The sequence below is a fragment of the Xanthomonas sp. DAR33341 genome, from assembly GCF_003992815.1.
Classification (GTDB): domain Bacteria; phylum Pseudomonadota; class Gammaproteobacteria; order Xanthomonadales; family Xanthomonadaceae; genus Xanthomonas; species Xanthomonas cissicola.
Genome location: NZ_QEYV01000025.1, coordinates 24885 through 40735, shown reverse-complemented (window position 1 = coordinate 40735; position 15851 = coordinate 24885). Strand labels below are relative to the sequence as shown.

At 65.3% G+C, this 15851-nt stretch carries 11 protein-coding genes; 8 read left to right on the top strand and 3 right to left on the bottom strand.

The window, feature by feature from the left end:
* The first annotated feature begins 17 nt into the window (after nucleotides 1-17).
* The 4 genes from EO156_RS10055 to EO156_RS10040 are packed head-to-tail and all read left to right on the top strand — an operon-like array spanning nucleotide 18 to nucleotide 3743.
* Complete coding sequence (locus EO156_RS10055; RefSeq protein ID WP_016848941.1) at nucleotides 18-2006, top strand: heme lyase CcmF/NrfE family subunit; 1989 nt, start codon at nucleotides 18-20, stop codon at nucleotides 2004-2006.
* Nucleotides 2003-2545: a DsbE family thiol:disulfide interchange protein gene (locus tag EO156_RS10050; protein ID WP_005919663.1), complete on the top strand. Its 543-nt coding sequence runs from the start codon at nucleotides 2003-2005 to the stop codon at nucleotides 2543-2545. Before EO156_RS10055 ends, EO156_RS10050 begins: the two co-directional genes overlap by 4 nt.
* Nucleotides 2545-3042, top strand: coding sequence for a cytochrome c-type biogenesis protein (locus tag EO156_RS10045; protein WP_016848940.1), 498 nt, complete (start codon nucleotides 2545-2547; stop codon nucleotides 3040-3042). Before EO156_RS10050 ends, EO156_RS10045 begins: the two co-directional genes overlap by 1 nt.
* Nucleotides 3036-3743: a hypothetical protein gene (locus EO156_RS10040; RefSeq protein ID WP_026006822.1), complete on the top strand. Its 708-nt coding sequence runs from the start codon at nucleotides 3036-3038 to the stop codon at nucleotides 3741-3743. The genes EO156_RS10045 and EO156_RS10040 overlap by 7 nt, the downstream gene beginning before the upstream one ends.
* A gap of 350 nt (nucleotides 3744-4093) precedes the next feature.
* Here the strand turns inward: EO156_RS10040 and EO156_RS10035 are convergent, their stop codons facing one another.
* Nucleotides 4094-6166 carry a PAS domain-containing protein gene (locus EO156_RS10035; protein ID WP_016848938.1) on the bottom strand — a complete coding sequence of 691 codons (2073 nt, stop codon included), beginning with the start codon at nucleotides 6164-6166 and terminating at the stop codon, nucleotides 4094-4096.
* Nucleotides 6153-7670 (bottom strand): ATPase domain-containing protein, encoded by a 1518-nt coding sequence (locus EO156_RS10030; protein ID WP_016848937.1) that lies wholly within the window; start codon nucleotides 7668-7670, stop codon nucleotides 6153-6155. The genes EO156_RS10035 and EO156_RS10030 overlap by 14 nt, the downstream gene beginning before the upstream one ends.
* A gap of 298 nt (nucleotides 7671-7968) precedes the next feature.
* Here EO156_RS10030 and EO156_RS10020 point away from each other — a divergent pair, with 298 nt between their 5' ends.
* Entirely contained in the window at nucleotides 7969-8313 is a 345-nt protein-coding gene (locus EO156_RS10020; RefSeq protein WP_026006821.1) for a response regulator, read from the top strand.
* Between the two features lie 111 nt (nucleotides 8314-8424).
* Here EO156_RS10020 and EO156_RS10015 read toward each other — a convergent pair whose 3' ends face one another.
* Entirely contained in the window at nucleotides 8425-11280 is a 2856-nt protein-coding gene (locus EO156_RS10015) for a PAS domain-containing protein (RefSeq protein ID WP_016848934.1), read from the bottom strand.
* A gap of 473 nt (nucleotides 11281-11753) precedes the next feature.
* Between EO156_RS10015 and EO156_RS10005 the strand changes: the two genes are divergently transcribed.
* The 3 genes from EO156_RS10005 to EO156_RS09995 all read left to right on the top strand — a co-directional run bounded on the left by EO156_RS10005 (nucleotide 11754) and on the right by EO156_RS09995 (nucleotide 15843).
* Nucleotides 11754-12218 carry a MarR family transcriptional regulator gene (locus EO156_RS10005; RefSeq protein ID WP_005914855.1) on the top strand — a complete coding sequence of 155 codons (465 nt, stop codon included), beginning with the start codon at nucleotides 11754-11756 and terminating at the stop codon, nucleotides 12216-12218.
* A 36-nt stretch (nucleotides 12219-12254) separates the two neighbouring features.
* Nucleotides 12255-13445, top strand: a complete 1191-nt coding sequence (locus tag EO156_RS10000) for an FAD-dependent monooxygenase (RefSeq protein WP_016848932.1) — start codon at nucleotides 12255-12257, stop codon at nucleotides 13443-13445.
* 286 nt (nucleotides 13446-13731) lie between these two features.
* A complete protein-coding gene (locus EO156_RS09995; protein ID WP_016848931.1) occupies nucleotides 13732-15843 on the top strand; it encodes a methyl-accepting chemotaxis protein in 2112 nt (703 codons plus the stop codon).
* Nucleotides 15844-15851 lie beyond the last annotated feature (8 nt).

Sequence of the window (15851 nt, the reverse complement as noted above, 5' to 3'; positions counted from 1 at the left end):
CACCTTGCGATCCGCCCATGACGCCTGAACTCGGCCAGATCGCACTGATCCTGGCACTGCTGTTATCGCTCGCCCAGGGCGTACTGCCCTTGATCGGTGCGTGGCGCGGCAACACCGCGTTGATGGGGATCGCGCGGCCTGCAGCACTGAGCCAGGCGGTGTTCGTGTGGATGGCGTTCGGCCTGCTCGCCTGGTCGTTGTTGTCGCTGGATTTTTCGGTGGCCTACGTCGCCGCCAACGCCAACATCGCCCTGCCCTGGTACTACCGCGTTGCGGCGGTGTGGGGCGCCCACGAAGGCTCGCTGTTGTTGTGGATCGCCATCCTGGCCACCTGGACGGTGCTGCTGGCCGCCTTCAGCCGGCACCTGCCGCAGCGCTTCGCCGCCCGCGTGCTGGCGGTCTTGGGGCTGATCTCGCTGGGCTTTCTGGCGTTCATCCTGCTGACCTCCAATCCGTTCGGGCGGCTGTCGCCGATTCCGCTGGATGGCAACGAACTCAATCCGGTGTTGCAGGACCCGGGCATGACCTTCCACCCGCCAGTGCTGTACACCGGCTATGTCGGGTTTTCGGTGGCATTCGCATTCGCAGTGGCGGCATTGCTCGGCGGCGAACTGGAACAGGCCTGGGTGCGCTGGGCGCGGCCGTGGACCGATGTGGCCTGGGCCTGCCTGACCGCCGGCATCGTCGCCGGCAGCTGGTGGGCCTATGCGGAACTGGGCTGGGGCGGCTGGTGGTTCTGGGACCCGGTGGAAAACGCCAGTTTCATGCCATGGCTGGTCGGCACCGCGTTGATCCACTCCCAGGCGGTCACCGAAAAACGCGGCAGCCTGCGCGCGTGGACCATCCTGCTGTCGATCCTGGCGTTTTCGCTGTCGTTGCTGGGCACCTTCCTGGTGCGCTCGGGCGTGCTGACCTCGGTGCACGCGTTTGCGGCCGATCCGCGCCGCGGCCTGTACATCCTCATTTTTCTGGTTGCCGTCGTCGGCGGCTCGTTGCTGTTGTATGCACTGCGTGCGCCCAAGATCGCCAGCGGCAAACCGTTTGCCGCTGCCTCGCGCGAAACCGGCATTCTCATCGGCAACCTGCTGCTCACCGTGGCCGCGGCCATGGTCTTGCTGGGCACCTTGTTTCCGCTGATCGCCGACGCGTTTGCGCTGGGCAAGGTGTCGGTGGGGCCGCCCTATTTCGGCCTGCTGTTTCCGTTGTTGATGTTGCCGGTGGTGCTGTTGCTGCCGTTCGGCCCGTACCTGCGCTGGGGCAAGGCCGAAGCCGCACCGTTGAAAGCGCTCGGCACGCGTGCCGGCATTGCCGCGATCGCCTGCGCCCTGGTCGGCAGTGTGTTTGCCGATGGCCAGGCCAAGGCGATCGCCGGCATGGGTGTGGCCGCATGGGTGGCCGCGGGCACCGCGCTGTACGTGGTCAAACGCTGGCGCGACATGCCGCGCGGGCGGCGCTTTCCGGCGGAAATGGCCGGCATGCTGATCGCGCATGCGGGCGTGGCGGCGTTCGTTGCCGGCGTGCTGGTCTCCGAAAGCCTGTCGGTGGAACGCGATGTGCGGCTGTCGCCCGGCCAGAGCGCGCAGATCGCCGGCTACAACTTCCGCTTCGATGGCGTGCAGCTGGTGGATGGGCCGAACTGGAAGGCTGAACAAGGCAGCGTGCAGGTCAGCCGCGACGGCCAGGTGGTCGCGCAACTGCATCCGCAAAAACGCCTGTACAGCAGCGAGCGGATCCAGACCGAATCGGCGATCGATCCCGGCATCGCCCGCGACCTGTATGTGGCGCTGGGCGAGCCGCTGGACGATCAACACATCGAACACGACTGGACGCTGCGGCTGTACTACAAACCCTTCATCCGCTGGATCTGGGCCGGCGGCCTGCTGATGATGTTGGGCGGCTTCGTCAGCGCCTGCGCACGCCGCTTGCGTGCGCCGGCGACTGCACACACCTCGGTCGCCTCTCCGGCGCAACCAGCGCGCGTCATCGCACAGGAATCGCGCCCGTGAATCGTTTGCTGCCCTTGCTGGGCTTCGTGTTGCTGGCGGCGCTGTTCGGCGTCGGCATCCTGCGGACGATGCAGCACAGTCCGCGTGATGTGCCCTCGCCGTTGATCGGCAAGCCGGCACCAGCGTTTTCGTTGCCGCGGCTGGATCAGCCCGAACAGCGCGTGAGCCGCGATCAATTGCTGGGCAACCCCTACGTGCTGAATGTGTTCGGCAGCTGGTGCGCCGAATGCGTGCATGAGCATCCGGTGTTGATGGCCCAGGCCAGCCGGCTCGGCGTGCCGCTGATCGGCTACAACTACAAAGATGTTCCGGCCGATGCCACCGCCTGGCTCGCGCGACTCGGCAACCCGTATGCAGTGGTGATCGCCGATGAAGCCGGCCAGACCGCCATCGACTTCGGCGTCTACGGCGCACCGGAGACGTTCCTGATCGATGCGCAGGGCGTGATCCGCTACAAACACATCGGCGTGCTGACCCCCGATGCGATCAACGACGAGCTGCTGCCGGCCATCGCATCGCTTCCCAAGGCCGCGCCGTGATGGCGTCGGCGCGCTACACACGCCTGTGGCATTGGCGCTGGCATTGGCGCACGCAAGGCCGCCGTGTGCGCTTGCTGCTGGTGTTGCTGCTTGGCGTGCTGCTGGCGCCCTCGCTGGCGGCGCAGGCCGTGGATCCGCTGCCGTTCAAGAACCGCAGCGATGAAGCGCGCTACCAGCGCTTGACGGCGCAACTGCGTTGCCTGGTCTGCCAGAACGAAAACCTGGCCGATTCCAACGCCAGCCTGGCGCGCGATTTGCGTCATCAGGTGTTCGCGCAACTGCAGGCCGGCAGGAGCGATGCGCAGATCAAGCAGTACATGGTCGATCGCTATTCGGATTTCGTGCTCTACGACCCGCCGGTCAAACGCGGCACCTGGCTGCTGTGGTTCGGGCCGGCGCTGATGCTGCTTGCTGGTGCGGGCGTGGTCATCCACACCGTGCGCAAACGTGCGCGCGCCGGCACGCCGGTGGCGCCGCACGCGGAGGAAGAATGGTGATGGCAGGTTTTTATGTCGCAAGCGCCGTGCTGGTGGCGCTGGCCTTGCTGCTGTTGCTGGCACCATTGCTGCGCCGCCCCACCGGCAGCGGTCATGCGCGTTACCGCTTGGCAATTCTGGTGGCGCTGGGCCTGCCGCTGGCCACGGCCGGGTTGTACCGGCTGGTGGGCGCGCCGGAGGCGATCGTCACGCATGTGGATGCAGCGCAGCCAGCACACGTGGCCCCGCTGCCACCATCCGCAGTTGCAGGGCAGGCGCGAGCGGCAAACGCCATCGCCGACGCGCAGGAGCTGGCGTTGGATCGCTTCATGCAGCAGGCCAAGACGTTCGAGCAGAACGACCGCCCCGCCGAGGCGCGCGAGGCATATGCACAAGTGCTCAGAATCGCTCCCGATATCAGCGCCGCCATTGTGGGCTGGGTCGCGGCGGATATGGCCACGCACGACGATTTCGCCATCGACGCCGCATCGCGCACACGCCTGCAGCAGGTGATCGCACGCGAGCCGGACAACCAGCGTGGACTCTGGTTGTTGGGCATCAGCGATTTTCAACAGCAGGACTTCGCCGCGGCCACGGCGCACTGGCGGCATCTGCACGGTTTGCTGGAAACCGGATCGCCGATGCAGAAAGCGGTGGCAGACAAGATCGCGGTGGCCGAATCGATGGCCAGCGCGCGGCAATCCGCGCGTGGGACGCGCTGAGCAGCGCACCCTGCGTGATGCGGTCTGATTGCGATGGCTGCAACCCAGTGCAATTGCACCGCGGGCGCGCAATGCCAAGCAGCCGGTTCACTTGATAGACGCGGCACTTGGCGCAAACAATCCGCGTCATCGCATCGTGCAATCAAGCGCTACGCATCGTGCCGTGCAGTTGCAGGGCACGCACGTCATCGCATTGCCGCGTCTTGCGCCAGCTTGAGTGCATCTGACGAAAAGGCAGGCAATCGCGACACAGGCGAGGTCGGCACGCAAGAGCGAAAGCCACCACTCGTACCCACCGCTTCCATGGATCACCCACGTTCAACTGGCTCGCTACATCGCGTTAGCCGCACTCAGGCCGAAGGCCCAAGCACTTCGTGCAGCTTTCCGCTGAACTCGCCCAGCGTGAATGGCTTGGCGATCATGCTCATGCCTTCGCCGAGAAATTCGCCACGGTCGCGTGCCGTTTCCGCGTAGCCGGTCATGAAGATCACCGGCAGATCGCGCCGCGACTGCCGCGCGATCTCGGCCAACTGGCGCCCGTTGAGGCCCGGCAGGCCGACATCGGTGACCAGCAGGTCGATCCGCCGTGGCGAGGCAAGAATCGGCAGCGCCGCGTCCGCGTCGGCCACCACGTCGGCCTGGTAACCCAGCTCGCTGAGCAGTTCGGTGACCAGCAGCCGCACCTGCTCGTCGTCTTCCACCACCAGCACCTGCTGGCCCTGACCTGCCAGCACCGCATCGCTCTGCGTCTGCGGCACTGCGGTTTGCGCCGCAACCCCGGCGGGCAGATACAGACTGACCGTGGTGCCCGCGCCCGGCTGCGATTCCACCCACACCTGGCCGTTGGACTGCTGTATGAAACCGTAGATCATCGACATGCCCAGGCCGGTGCCCTGGCCGATCGGCTTGGTGGTGTAGAACGGCTCGAACACGCGTTCAAGCACGTCGGCGGGCATGCCGGTCCCGGTATCTGCGACCGACACCACCACGTAACGCCCCGGCGCCAAGGCGATGCCACGGCCGAGTTCCAGCGGCTGATCTTCCACCTGCAGCTGCCGGGTTGCGATACGCAGCTGCCCGCCGTCGGGCATGGCATCGCGGGCGTTGATGGCCAGATTGATCAGTGCGCTTTCCAGCTGATTTTCGTCAACGTATGCCAACGGCAGTTCCGCACAAAGATCGATCTCCAGACGCACCGATTCGCCCAACGTGCGCGCCAGCAACTCCTGCAACGACGCCACCAGATCGTTCAACTGCAGATCCCGCGCCTGTAGCGACTGACGCCGCGAGAATGCCAGCAGGCGCTGGGTGAGCGCAGCTGCGCGCAATGCCGAGGCGGAGGCCACATCCAGAAAGCGGCCCAGCCCTTCGGTGCGCCCCTGGTCGATGCGCAGCCGCGCCAGATCCAGCGCAGACAAGATGCCGGTGAGCATGTTGTTGAAATCGTGTGCGATGCCACCGGTAAGCTGGCCTACCGCTTCCATCTTCTGCGCCTGGCGCAGCGCCGCTTCGCTGGATTCGCGCGCCAGCATCTGCTGTTGCAACTCGGCGGTCCGCTCGGCCACCTTGACCTCCAGCAGGTTGGCCTGTTGCTGGATCGATTCCAGCGCCAGCGCACGTGTGGTCACATCGGTGGCGAACACATGGAATCCATCCACCTTGCCGTCCGCATCAAAGCGCGGCATGTAGCGGATTTCCGCATCGCGGCGGCGGCCATCGGCATGCGGCCAGCTGGTTTCAATGGTCAACGTCTGACCGGCCAACGCGGCCTCGATCCAGGCGCGGCGTTCTTGAACCACCGCAGGCCCGACCACATCCGCCAACGGCCGCCCGATCACGTTGGAAGGCGGCACACCAATCCAGTCTTCGTAAGAACGATTGGCAAAGCGGTACACCAAGTTCTTGTCGATGAAAGCGATCAGCACCGGCAGCGCATCGGTCACCCGGCGCAGTTCGGCCTCGCTCTGCGCCAGCGCGGTGCGGCTTTCGGCCAACTGCGCCAGCTGGTCGCGGATGACGAACTGCTTCTGCCGTGCGCGCAACGCGGTGGAGATGGCGCTCAGCAACGAGGCCGAGCTCAGCGGCCGCTCCAACTCGATGACGTTGGTCATCTCGGCCGGCAGACGCACCTGCCGGCGGTTGTGCGCACCCCGCGGCGTGCGCAACAACACGAACGGAATGTCCGACCAGGCCTGCTGGCCTTGCAGGATGTGCGACAACGCATGCAGGTCGCCGCGGATCGCTTCTTCGGTCAGGACCACCACGCCGGAACCATCGTGCAGGTCGCCCGCCAGCGCGTCCAGCGTGGCATGGACCCGGCGCGCTAGCCCGCGTTCGCCAACGATGCCGGCAATGCTCTGCGCATCGCGTCCGAATGGCGCGATGATATGAACGATGGAGCCGTCCGCGTCACAGATAGTCAATGGGACGATCCAGCAACGGGCCGTCGTCTCCGACAAACTGCGGCGTACCGGTCAACACGCCGTGGAATTTCTCCAGCGGCTCACTCAGTTGAAGGCCGCTGCTGCCGATGCGCAGTTCGCGAATCGCATCTTCATGCGCGCCACTGCGATTCTTGATCACCGACAAGGCCTTGCGGATGCGTCCTTTCGCCTCGAAAAAGCGCAGCAAGACGACGGTGTCGGCCATGTAGGAGACATTGAGGGTGCTACTGGTCGCCATGCTGCCGACCAGCCCCTGCTGCGGGTTGATCAGGAATGTGGTCACCCCGCTCTGGTTGAGATACGACAACAGCTCGTGCATCTGCAACATCAGCTGCTTTTCCTGCGGCATCGACGCCAGATACCCGTTGAGGCTGTCGATCACCAGGATGCGGCACGCGCGCTCCTCCACGCTGCCGCGTACCGTCCAGGCAAACTCGCCCGGCGTGACGTCGGCCGGATCCATCTGGTGCAACTCCAGCAGACCCGCGTCCATATATTTGCGCAGATCCATGCCCAGGCCTTCGGCACGCTTCAACAAGGTGCCGGTGCGCTCGTCGAACTCCAGCACGCAGCAATGCTCGCCGCGCTCGCACGCGGCAACCACGAACTGCAATGCCAGATTGGTCTTGCCCGAGCCGGCTGGCCCGGTCACTAGCGTGCTGGTACCGCGCAACGGGCCGCCATGCAGCAATGCATCGATGCGCTCCACTCCGCTGCCTACCGGTTCGCCGACAAATGGCAGGTGGTGGTCGGAGGCGATCAAACGCGGATAGATGCGCATACCGCCGGTGACGATGGCCAGATCGTGATAGCCGGCGATGAAATCTACGCCACGCAATTTCTGCACCTGCATCCGGCGCCGCGCCGCACCGAACTCCAGCGTCATGCGCTCCAGCGAAATCACCCCATGGCACAGGCTGTGCAGATGCGCATCGCGCTCGCCGTGCTCGCCGGTCAGATCGTCCACCAGGAACACCGTGATGTTGCGCGGCGCGAAATACTGCTTGAGCGCCAGCACCTGGCGCCGATAGCGCAGCGAATCCTGCGCAAGCAGGCGCAACTCGGACAACGAATCGAACACCACCCGCGTCGGTTTGACCCGATCCACTTCGGCCTGGATGAGCTTGATGGTGCCATCCAGCTCCATCTCCCATGGATGCAGGATGGATTGCTGCCGCCGTTCGCCCAAGAACGCCTCGGCGGATGCCAGCTCAAAAATATGCAGGGACTCCAACGACCAATGATGCGAAGCAGCCACTTCGGTGAGCTCGTCGATGGTTTCAGACAAGGTCACATACAGGCAGCTGTCGCCCTTGGCCGCACCATCCAACAGAAACTGAAGCGCCAAAGTCGTTTTGCCGGCACCGGGCTGGCCTTCGAGCAGGTACAAGCGGTTGGCGGGCAGCCCACCTCGCACGATAGTGTCGAGCCCGGTACTGCCAGTAGTGATGCGGTTTGCGATCATCTGCGTCACGTTCTTCATGGAGCTGAATTTAACACGCGGACAGTATGACCCGGTGGGAGCGACTGAACTGATCAGTTTGCTTTACTTGACGCAAGGCACGTCATGGCTGTTGCGGGTATCGCAAATCACCAGAATTGCCGTGTTCTACGATGATTCCCAAGCCTAGTGCATGACCAGGGCTGCAGCGGTGCACGCATCGTGTTGCACTGTCCCACACTGCCGTCACGCAGGTGCGCCTACCGTGCAGGGCGAAGCATCGCAGCATTGCGATCGCTCGAGGACCGTAGTGGCTTACGCATTACCCAACGCACGCATCCTGTTGGTCGAAGACGACGACGCAATCCGCGAAATGGCTGCAGACATTCTTGGCGACGAGGGCTACCACGTGGTGGCCTCTGCCGACGCCGAACACGCGCTGACGCAACTCACCAGGGCATGTCCGTTCGATCTGCTGTTATCGGACATCTGCCTGCCTGGCATGAACGGGCGCGACCTTGCCGATCAGGCGCGCATGCTCTACCCCGCGCTGCCCATCGTCTTCATGACTGGCTACGCGGGCGAAATCGCCAAACGTGCCGACTTTCTGGATACCGGCATGCATCTTTTGACCAAGCCATTTTCCTTGCGCGATCTGCTGGGCACCGTGCAGACGGCGCTCTAGGCAGGCCCAACCGCGTACGCACGCTGCATCTTTGCGCCACGTTCGCTGCGACACGCATCTCAGGCGATCGCTACCAGTGCAGCGAGCGGCTCACAGCAGCACCGGCAACGATTAGCGCGCGCGACGCTCCAGCAACTGCGCCACCCGCCGCTCCAGCTCGATGGCCTGGAATGGCTTGGTCAGCACTTCCATGCCATCGTCGAGCTGGCCCGCGCCCACTGCGGCACTGGCCGCATAGCCGGTGACGAACAGCACCGGCAATGCAGGACGCGATTGCCGCCCGGCATCGGCAACCTGACGCCCGTTGAGGCCGCCGGTCAGGCCGACGTCGGTCACCAGCACATCGATGTGCTCTTGCGAGCGCAAGCGCTCCACCGCCGCACTGCCCTCGGCGGTTTCGATCACGCGGTATCCGGCTTCGGTGAGTACTTCGGAAATCAACACACGAATCGCGGTTTCGTCCTCCACCAACAACACGGTGCGACTGTGCGCCGCGTTGCGCTGCAGCGGCGCATCGGCAGGTGCCATGTCGTCCTGCGCCAGCACGCCGGTGAAACGCGGCAGGTACAAGGCCATGGTGGTGCCTACGCCCACTTCCGAATCGATGCGCACATGCCCGCCGGACTGGCGGGTGAACCCATAGATCATCGACAGGCCCAACCCGGTGCCCTGGCCGATGGGCTTGGTGGTGAAAAACGGTTCGAACACCCTGGCCATGACCTCGGCCGTCATGCCGGTCCCGGTGTCCTGCACGCTCAGGCACACGTAATCGCCAGGTGGCAGCTCCAGCTGCTGCGCGGCAGCGGCATCCAGCGCGCGGTTGTGCAGACTGATGGTGAGCTGCCCACCATCGGGCATGGCGTCGCGCGCGTTGATACACAGATTGAGCAGCGCATTTTCCAGCTGCGGCGCGTCCACCAGCACCTGCCATGCTTGGTCCGCCGGACGCAGCTGCAGCGCGATCGACGGCCCCAGCGTGCGCGCAATGATGTCGTGCATGCCACGCACCAGCGCTTCCACATCCAGTGCGGTGGGCGCCAGCGTCTGCCGGCGCGAAAACGCCAGCAGCCGCTGGGTCAGTGCGGTGGCGCGCGCCGCGCTGGACTGTGCCATTTCCACATAGCGCTCCAGCCGGTCGTATTTGCCCTGTTCGATGCGCGTCTGCAGCAGTTCCAGGCCAACACTGATGGCGGTGAGCAGATTGTTGAAGTCGTGCGCCAGCCCGCCGGTCAGCTGCCCCACCGCCTCCATCTTCTGGCTTTGACGCAGCTTCTCTTCGGCAAGCAACAACGCCGCGCTGCGTTCGCGCACGCGCTCTTCCAGCGTCTCGGTAAGTTGACGCAGCTGCTCTTCGGCCACGCGTTTGTCGGTGATGTCGGCAGAAGTGCCGAACCATTCGGCGATCTGCTCGCGCTCATCGAGCAACGGAATCGCGCGCATCAAGGTCCAACCCACATGCCCATCTGCGCCCAGCACCCGGTATTCCACATCCACACCAGACTTGTTGGCAGTCGCCTGCGCAAGCGCTTGCGCCAACCGCGCACGGTCGTCCGGGTGCACCATCGTCTGCCAGTCGGGCGTGGCCGACACCGCGTCGCTCAGCACGCCGTCGCCCACCAGTTGGCGCAATTCGCGCCAGTGGGCACTGGCGGAAAAAATCGATTGCGACGACGCGCGCACCAGTGCGTCCAGGCGCCGCTCGCTCTTTTGCAGCGCCTCGCTGGCCAGCCGCTCGGCGGTGCGATCGCGCAACACCTTGACGAACCCGATCGCCTCGCCGGTTTCTTCGCGCAACACCATCAGCGAGCCGTTGGCCCAGAACCGCTCGCCGGATTTGCGCACGTGCCAGCGCTCGTCCATGCCGCTGCCGCTTTCCAGCGCTGCCGCCGCTTCGATCAAGAGTTGCCGCTGTTCGACGTCTTCCGGCGTGAACATGCGTTCCAGTGATTGCCCGAGCATCTCGGTCTCGCTCCAGCCCAGAATGCGCCGGGCACCTTCGTTCCACGACGTCACCCGCCCGTGCATATCGGTGGCGATGATGGCGTAGTCCATCACGCTGTCCAGGATCTGCCGGTTGCGCACTTCGGCCTCGCGCACCGCGCGTTCCAGGCTGATGCGGTCGGTGATGTCCAGACCCTGCACGAAGATGCCGGAGATGGTGCCGTCGGCGCCTGCGATCGGCTGATAGACCAGATCCAGCAAGCGTCGCTCGGTGGGACCACCCGGCACCGCTTGCACGATGTACGGCAGCGCATTGGCCGAAAACGCGCGCCCGGACTGGTACACCTCGTCCAGGCGACGCACATGCCCCTGCTCCACCGCATCCGGCAGCGCCTCGGCCAACGGCCGCCCGATCACATCGCGGTGGCCGATCAGACGCGAATAACACGGGTTGGCGAACTCCACCCGATGCTGGGGCCCGCTCAGGAACGCCATGAACATCGGCGCCTGCTCGAACAGGCGGATCAGGCGCTCGTGTTCGTCGGCCAGCCGCGCCTGCGCCAGCTTGCGCGCGGTGACTTCATTGGTGACACAGAACGCGCCGCCCACCCGGCCATCGTCCAGGTAGATCGGCGAGAACGAGAACGTCCACCAGGTCTGCTCCGGCACGCCGTAACGGTTCATGCCGATGGGCACTTCCTCAAAGCGCGATGCCTGGCCGACGAAAGCCGCCTCGATCGGCTCGCGCACCGCCTCCCAGGCATCGGCCCACAGCACGCGCAGCGGCGCGCCCAGCGCCTGCGCCTGGCGCGGCCCCAGGATCGGCGTGTAGGCGTCGTTGTAGAAAAAGGTCAGCGCATCGCCCCACACCACATACATGCTTTCGGGCGAACCCAGCATCAGATCGACCGCGTTGCGCAATGGCGATGGCCACTGTGCGGTGGGTCCCAGCGGGCTCGCCGCCCAGGGGTGGTTGCGCACCGCCTGCGCCATGACGCTGTTGCCGTGCGGAAATTCCGCATTCATAGACGGCGTACCCGCTGTGCGTCCACACGCAGGTCGCCGCTACGGCACGCGCCGCGCACGACCGCGAGGTCGCCTGCCGTGAGCTTCTCCATCACCCATCCGTGCATCATGTCCAACCGTTGAAAAGACCAGGTCGCCGCAGGCGCACGACTCGTCGGCAAGACCAAGCGGCGCGCGGTCGCCCATCATCTGGCCTATGGCAGGTGGCGTCCAGCCACACCCGTCTGCGGCGACTGAACCAGGCAGCTTCCACGCCTGCGTTTGCGGCTGCACGCAGCCTACGCCACGGCCGGCACGGCCGTTGGCCTGCGCGCATGGGGCCGTGCCGTCTTCGGCAGCACAGCAGCGCGATATCGCCTTGACAGCCAAGCCGCCAGGCTTGCGCGCGTTGCCACGCGGCGCCGACCGCCATGCCGCACTGCAGGAGACGTAACATTGCCCGATGGCCCCCAGGGCAACGCACGGTCGTCCAAATGCTTGATCAAAATGAACTCATCCATCCGCAGGCTGCGGTCGCGCCAGGGTATCTGGCCAACCATGCGGCGCGGGTCTTCAACCGTCTGGTCGACGCCCACCTGCGGCCGCACGGCGTGTCGCTGGCGCTGATCGGCCCGATCATGCTGCTGTCCTGGAAAGGCCCGATGCTGCAACGCGACCTGGTCATCGCCTCGGCCGTGAAGCAGCCGGCCATGGTGGCGCTGCTGGACAAGCTGGAGGGACTGAAGCTCATCAAGCGCACCCCGACCCCGCAGGATCGCCGCGCCGCGCTGGTGGCGCTCACCGCCCGCGGGCGCAAGATTGCCGAGCTCGGTGGGCGTGCGCTGCTGGGTATGAACGCAGTGGCGCTGGAAGGCTTTTCCACCGACGAGGTGCAGCAGACCGTCGCGTTGATGCACCGGCTGATCGCGAACATGGAGCGTCACGGGCAAGACGTGTAATATCATGCCTGATATTTCCTGCCCCGGGTGACTGCAATGCCGCGTCGCATCCTCATCACCGGCGCCAGCATCGCCGGCAACACTGCCGCCTGGACACTCGCCCATCGCGGCTTCGATGTCACCGTGGCGGAACGCGCCACCCGGTTTCGCGATGGCGGCCAGAATATCGATGTCCGTGGTGTCGGCCGTGAGGTGCTGCAACGCATGGGCCTGGAACGTGCCGCGCTGGCGCAGGGAACCGGCGAAGAAGGCACCGCCTGGATCGACGCGCACGGCCAGGCCGTCGCCACCTTCAAGACCGAAGACGTCGATGGCGATGGCCCTACCGCCGAACTGGAGATCTTGCGCGGCGATCTGGCCCGCCTGCTCTACGATGCCGCGCGCAGCCATGTGGCATATCGCTTCGGCGACCGCATCGCCAGCGTCGAAGACGCTGCCGGCAGCGATGCCGCAACCGTTACCTTCGAAAGCGGATGCAGCGAACGCTTCGACGCAGTGATCGTCGCCGAAGGCGTGGGCTCTTCGACGCGAGAACAGGTTTTCCCCGGGGAAAACGATCCGCGCTGGATGGATCTGACCATCGCCTATTTCACCATCCCGCGCAGCGCCGACGACGACCGGCTGTGGCGCTGGTACCACACCACCGGCGGGCGCAGCATCTCGTTGCGACCCGACCGGCACGGCACCACGCGCGCCATGCTCTCGCTGCAGAAACCGCCCGAGGGCGAACAGGACTGGAGCGTCGACGCCCAGAAGGCCTACCTGCACGAGCGCTTTGCCGACGCCGGTTGGCAAGCGGCCCGCGTACTCGATGGCATGCACGGCACCGACGATTTCTACTTCGATGCCCTACGCCAGGTGCGTATGCAACGCTGGCACAGCGGCCGCACCGTGCTCACCGGCGATGCGGCCTGGTGCGCGACGCCATTGGCCGGGATCGGCGCCACCCTGGCAGTGACCGGCGCGTATGTGCTGGCCAACGAGATCGCCCAGGCGGACACACTGGACGCGGCCTTCGCGGCCTACGCCACCGCCATGCGTCCGATGGTCGAGCAGGCCCAGGGCGTGCCGAAGATCGGCCCACGCCTGATGAACCCGCATAGCCGGCTCGGCATCCATCTGCTGCATGGCGCGCTCAAACTCGCCAGCCAGCCAAGCGTGCAGAACCTCGCTGCGAAGTGGATGACGCCGGCGATCAAGGCGCCGGATCTCTCGCGTTATCCCTAAAGCGCCGTTGACAGGCGCCGGTGCGCCGTGCGCGGCAGCGCTGCCGCCGTGAGCCCGCTGCGAGCGAGGAGATCGCTCGGCACGCAGTGGACAGCCCCACCAGCACCTGAACCGGCAGACGCTACGGCTTCAGTTCCAACGCTAGAGGTCGCTAACGAACATGTCGAGACACCACTAGAGCGGCGGCCGTTGCGCTGGCTCCTGCGGTGTCGCGCGCGCCTTCGTCTCCCTGCAGTTGCCGGGACTCCCCCGCTCGTCCGCCAGTCGGAACACCGATCGAACCCCTATGCATTTCTTCCCGAATCTGCGCATTGGACAGCGCCTGGCCCTGGGCTTTCTCGCGATCATCGTCTTGATGGTGATCCTGACCGTGGTCGGCATCCAACGCGTTCGCAGCATCGACCAGCAGCTGACTGCCATCAATGAAGTCAACAGCGTCAAGCAGCGCTACGCGATCAACTTCCGCGGCAGTGTCCACGACCGCGCCATCGCGCTGCGCGATGTCGTGCTCATGGACGACCCCGCGAACCGCCACGCCGCCGAACAATCGATCGACAAGCTCGCTGCCGATTACGCACGCTCTGCGCAACCGCTCGACGACATGATCGCCAGCTCGACCGATGCGGAAGAGAAAGACATTCTCCAGCAGATCAAGACCATCGAGCAGCGCACCCTGCCGCTGATCGCGCAAGTGCGCGCGTTCCGCGATGCGGCCGACAAGGCGCAGGCACAACAGCACCTGCTGCAGCAAGCGCGCCCGGCCTTCATTGCCTGGCTGGCCAGCATCAACGCCTTCATCGATCTGCAGGAAGCCAAGAACCGCCAAGCCGCCAGGCAGGCCGTTGCCACCGCGCGCGGCTTTGCGATGCTGATGGTGATGTCCACCGTGGTCGCCCTGCTGCTGGGCGCCGCCATCGCGTTCCTGCTCACGCGCAGTGTGGTGCTGCCGCTACGCCAGTCGCTGCGCCTGGCCCAGCGCATCAACGACGGCGACCTGCGCAGCCAGGACGCAGCGACCGGCAACGACGAATCCGGGCAACTGCTGCGCGCCATGCAGCAGATGCAGCGGCGCCTGCAGGAAGTGATCTCCGCACAACGCAGCATGGCTGCGCGCCACGACGCCGGCGAAATCAGCTACCGCACCGACGCACGGCGTTTCCCCGGCGAATATGGCGACATGGTGCAAGACACCAACGCGCTCGTGCACGCCCACGTGCAGACCCAATTGCGCATGACCGAGGTCATGGGCAGCTACGCGGTTGGCGATCTTGCCCAGGACATCGAGCAGTATCCCGGCGAAAAATCCGCCATCACTGCCACCATGCAGCAGGTCAAGCGCAACCTGCAGGCGATCAACGCGCAGATCCAGGAACTGACCCAGGCCGCCTGCGCAGGCGACTTCGCGCTACGCGGCCAGCCGGAGAAGTTCGAGCACGACTTCCGCCTGATGGTGGAAAACCTCAACACCATGATGGCCACCTCCGATACCAACCTGGCCAACTTCTCCGGGCTGCTGCGCGCGATCGCCGATGGCGACCTGACCGTGCGCATGTCCGGCAATTTTCACGGCGTGTTCGCCTCCATGCGCGACGACGCCAACAGCACCGTGCACCGCCTCACCGACATCGTCACCCGCATCCAGACAACCTCCAACAGCATCGGCTTCGCCGCAGAAGATATCGCCAGCGGCAATCAGGAGCTGGCGCAGCGCAGCGAACAACAAGCCGCCAGCCTCGAAGAAACCGCCGCCTCGATGGAAGAGCTGACCTCCACCGTCAAGCAGAATGCCGAGCACGCCGCCCGCGCCAACCAGCTCGCACGCGGCGCCGCCGCGATCGCCACGGAAGGCCGCGACGTGGTCGGCCAGGTCATCGAACAGATGTCCGGCATCGAAGCCGCTTCCAGGCGCATCGCCGACATCATTTCGGTCATCGACGGCATCGCCTTCCAGACCAATATCCTGGCCCTCAACGCCGCGGTGGAGGCCGCACGCGCAGGCGAACAAGGCCGCGGCTTCGCCGTTGTCGCATCGGAAGTGCGCACGCTCTCGCACCGCTCCTCGGACGCAGCAAAAGAAATCAAGCGGCTCATCGACGACTCCGTACAACGCGTCGCCGACGGCTCCACACTCGTGCACACCGCCGGCACCACCATGGGCGAAGTCGTCACCAGCGTCCAGCACGTCACCGACATCATGGCCCACATCTCCGCCGCCTCGAACGAACAAGCCGGCGGTATCGAACAGGTCAATCACACCATCGCGCAGATGGACGAGACCACCCAACACAATGTGCGCCTGGTCGAAGCCGCCAGCACCGCCGCGCACGCGTTGGAACAGCACTCCACGCAACTCACCCGCGCAGTGGACGTCTTCAAGGTCAACGCAACGGTGCTGTGAGCCCGCGC

Excerpts from the sequence above, each read along its gene's own strand:
- EO156_RS10055 (WP_016848941.1), top strand. The coding sequence starts at position 18 with ATGACGCCTGAACTCGGCCAGATCGCACTGATCCTGGCACTGCTGTTA.
- EO156_RS10045 (WP_016848940.1), top strand. The coding sequence starts at position 2,545 with ATGGCGTCGGCGCGCTACACACGCCTGTGGCATTGGCGCTGGCATTGG.
- EO156_RS10040 (WP_026006822.1), top strand. The coding sequence starts at position 3,036 with ATGGTGATGGCAGGTTTTTATGTCGCAAGCGCCGTGCTGGTGGCGCTG.
- EO156_RS10030 (WP_016848937.1), bottom strand. The coding sequence starts at position 7,670 with ATGAAGAACGTGACGCAGATGATCGCAAACCGCATCACTACTGGCAGT.
- EO156_RS10015 (WP_016848934.1), bottom strand. The coding sequence starts at position 11,280 with ATGAATGCGGAATTTCCGCACGGCAACAGCGTCATGGCGCAGGCGGTG.
- EO156_RS10005 (WP_005914855.1), top strand. The coding sequence starts at position 11,754 with ATGCTTGATCAAAATGAACTCATCCATCCGCAGGCTGCGGTCGCGCCA.
- EO156_RS10000 (WP_016848932.1), top strand. The coding sequence starts at position 12,255 with ATGCCGCGTCGCATCCTCATCACCGGCGCCAGCATCGCCGGCAACACT.
- EO156_RS09995 (WP_016848931.1), top strand. The coding sequence starts at position 13,732 with ATGCATTTCTTCCCGAATCTGCGCATTGGACAGCGCCTGGCCCTGGGC.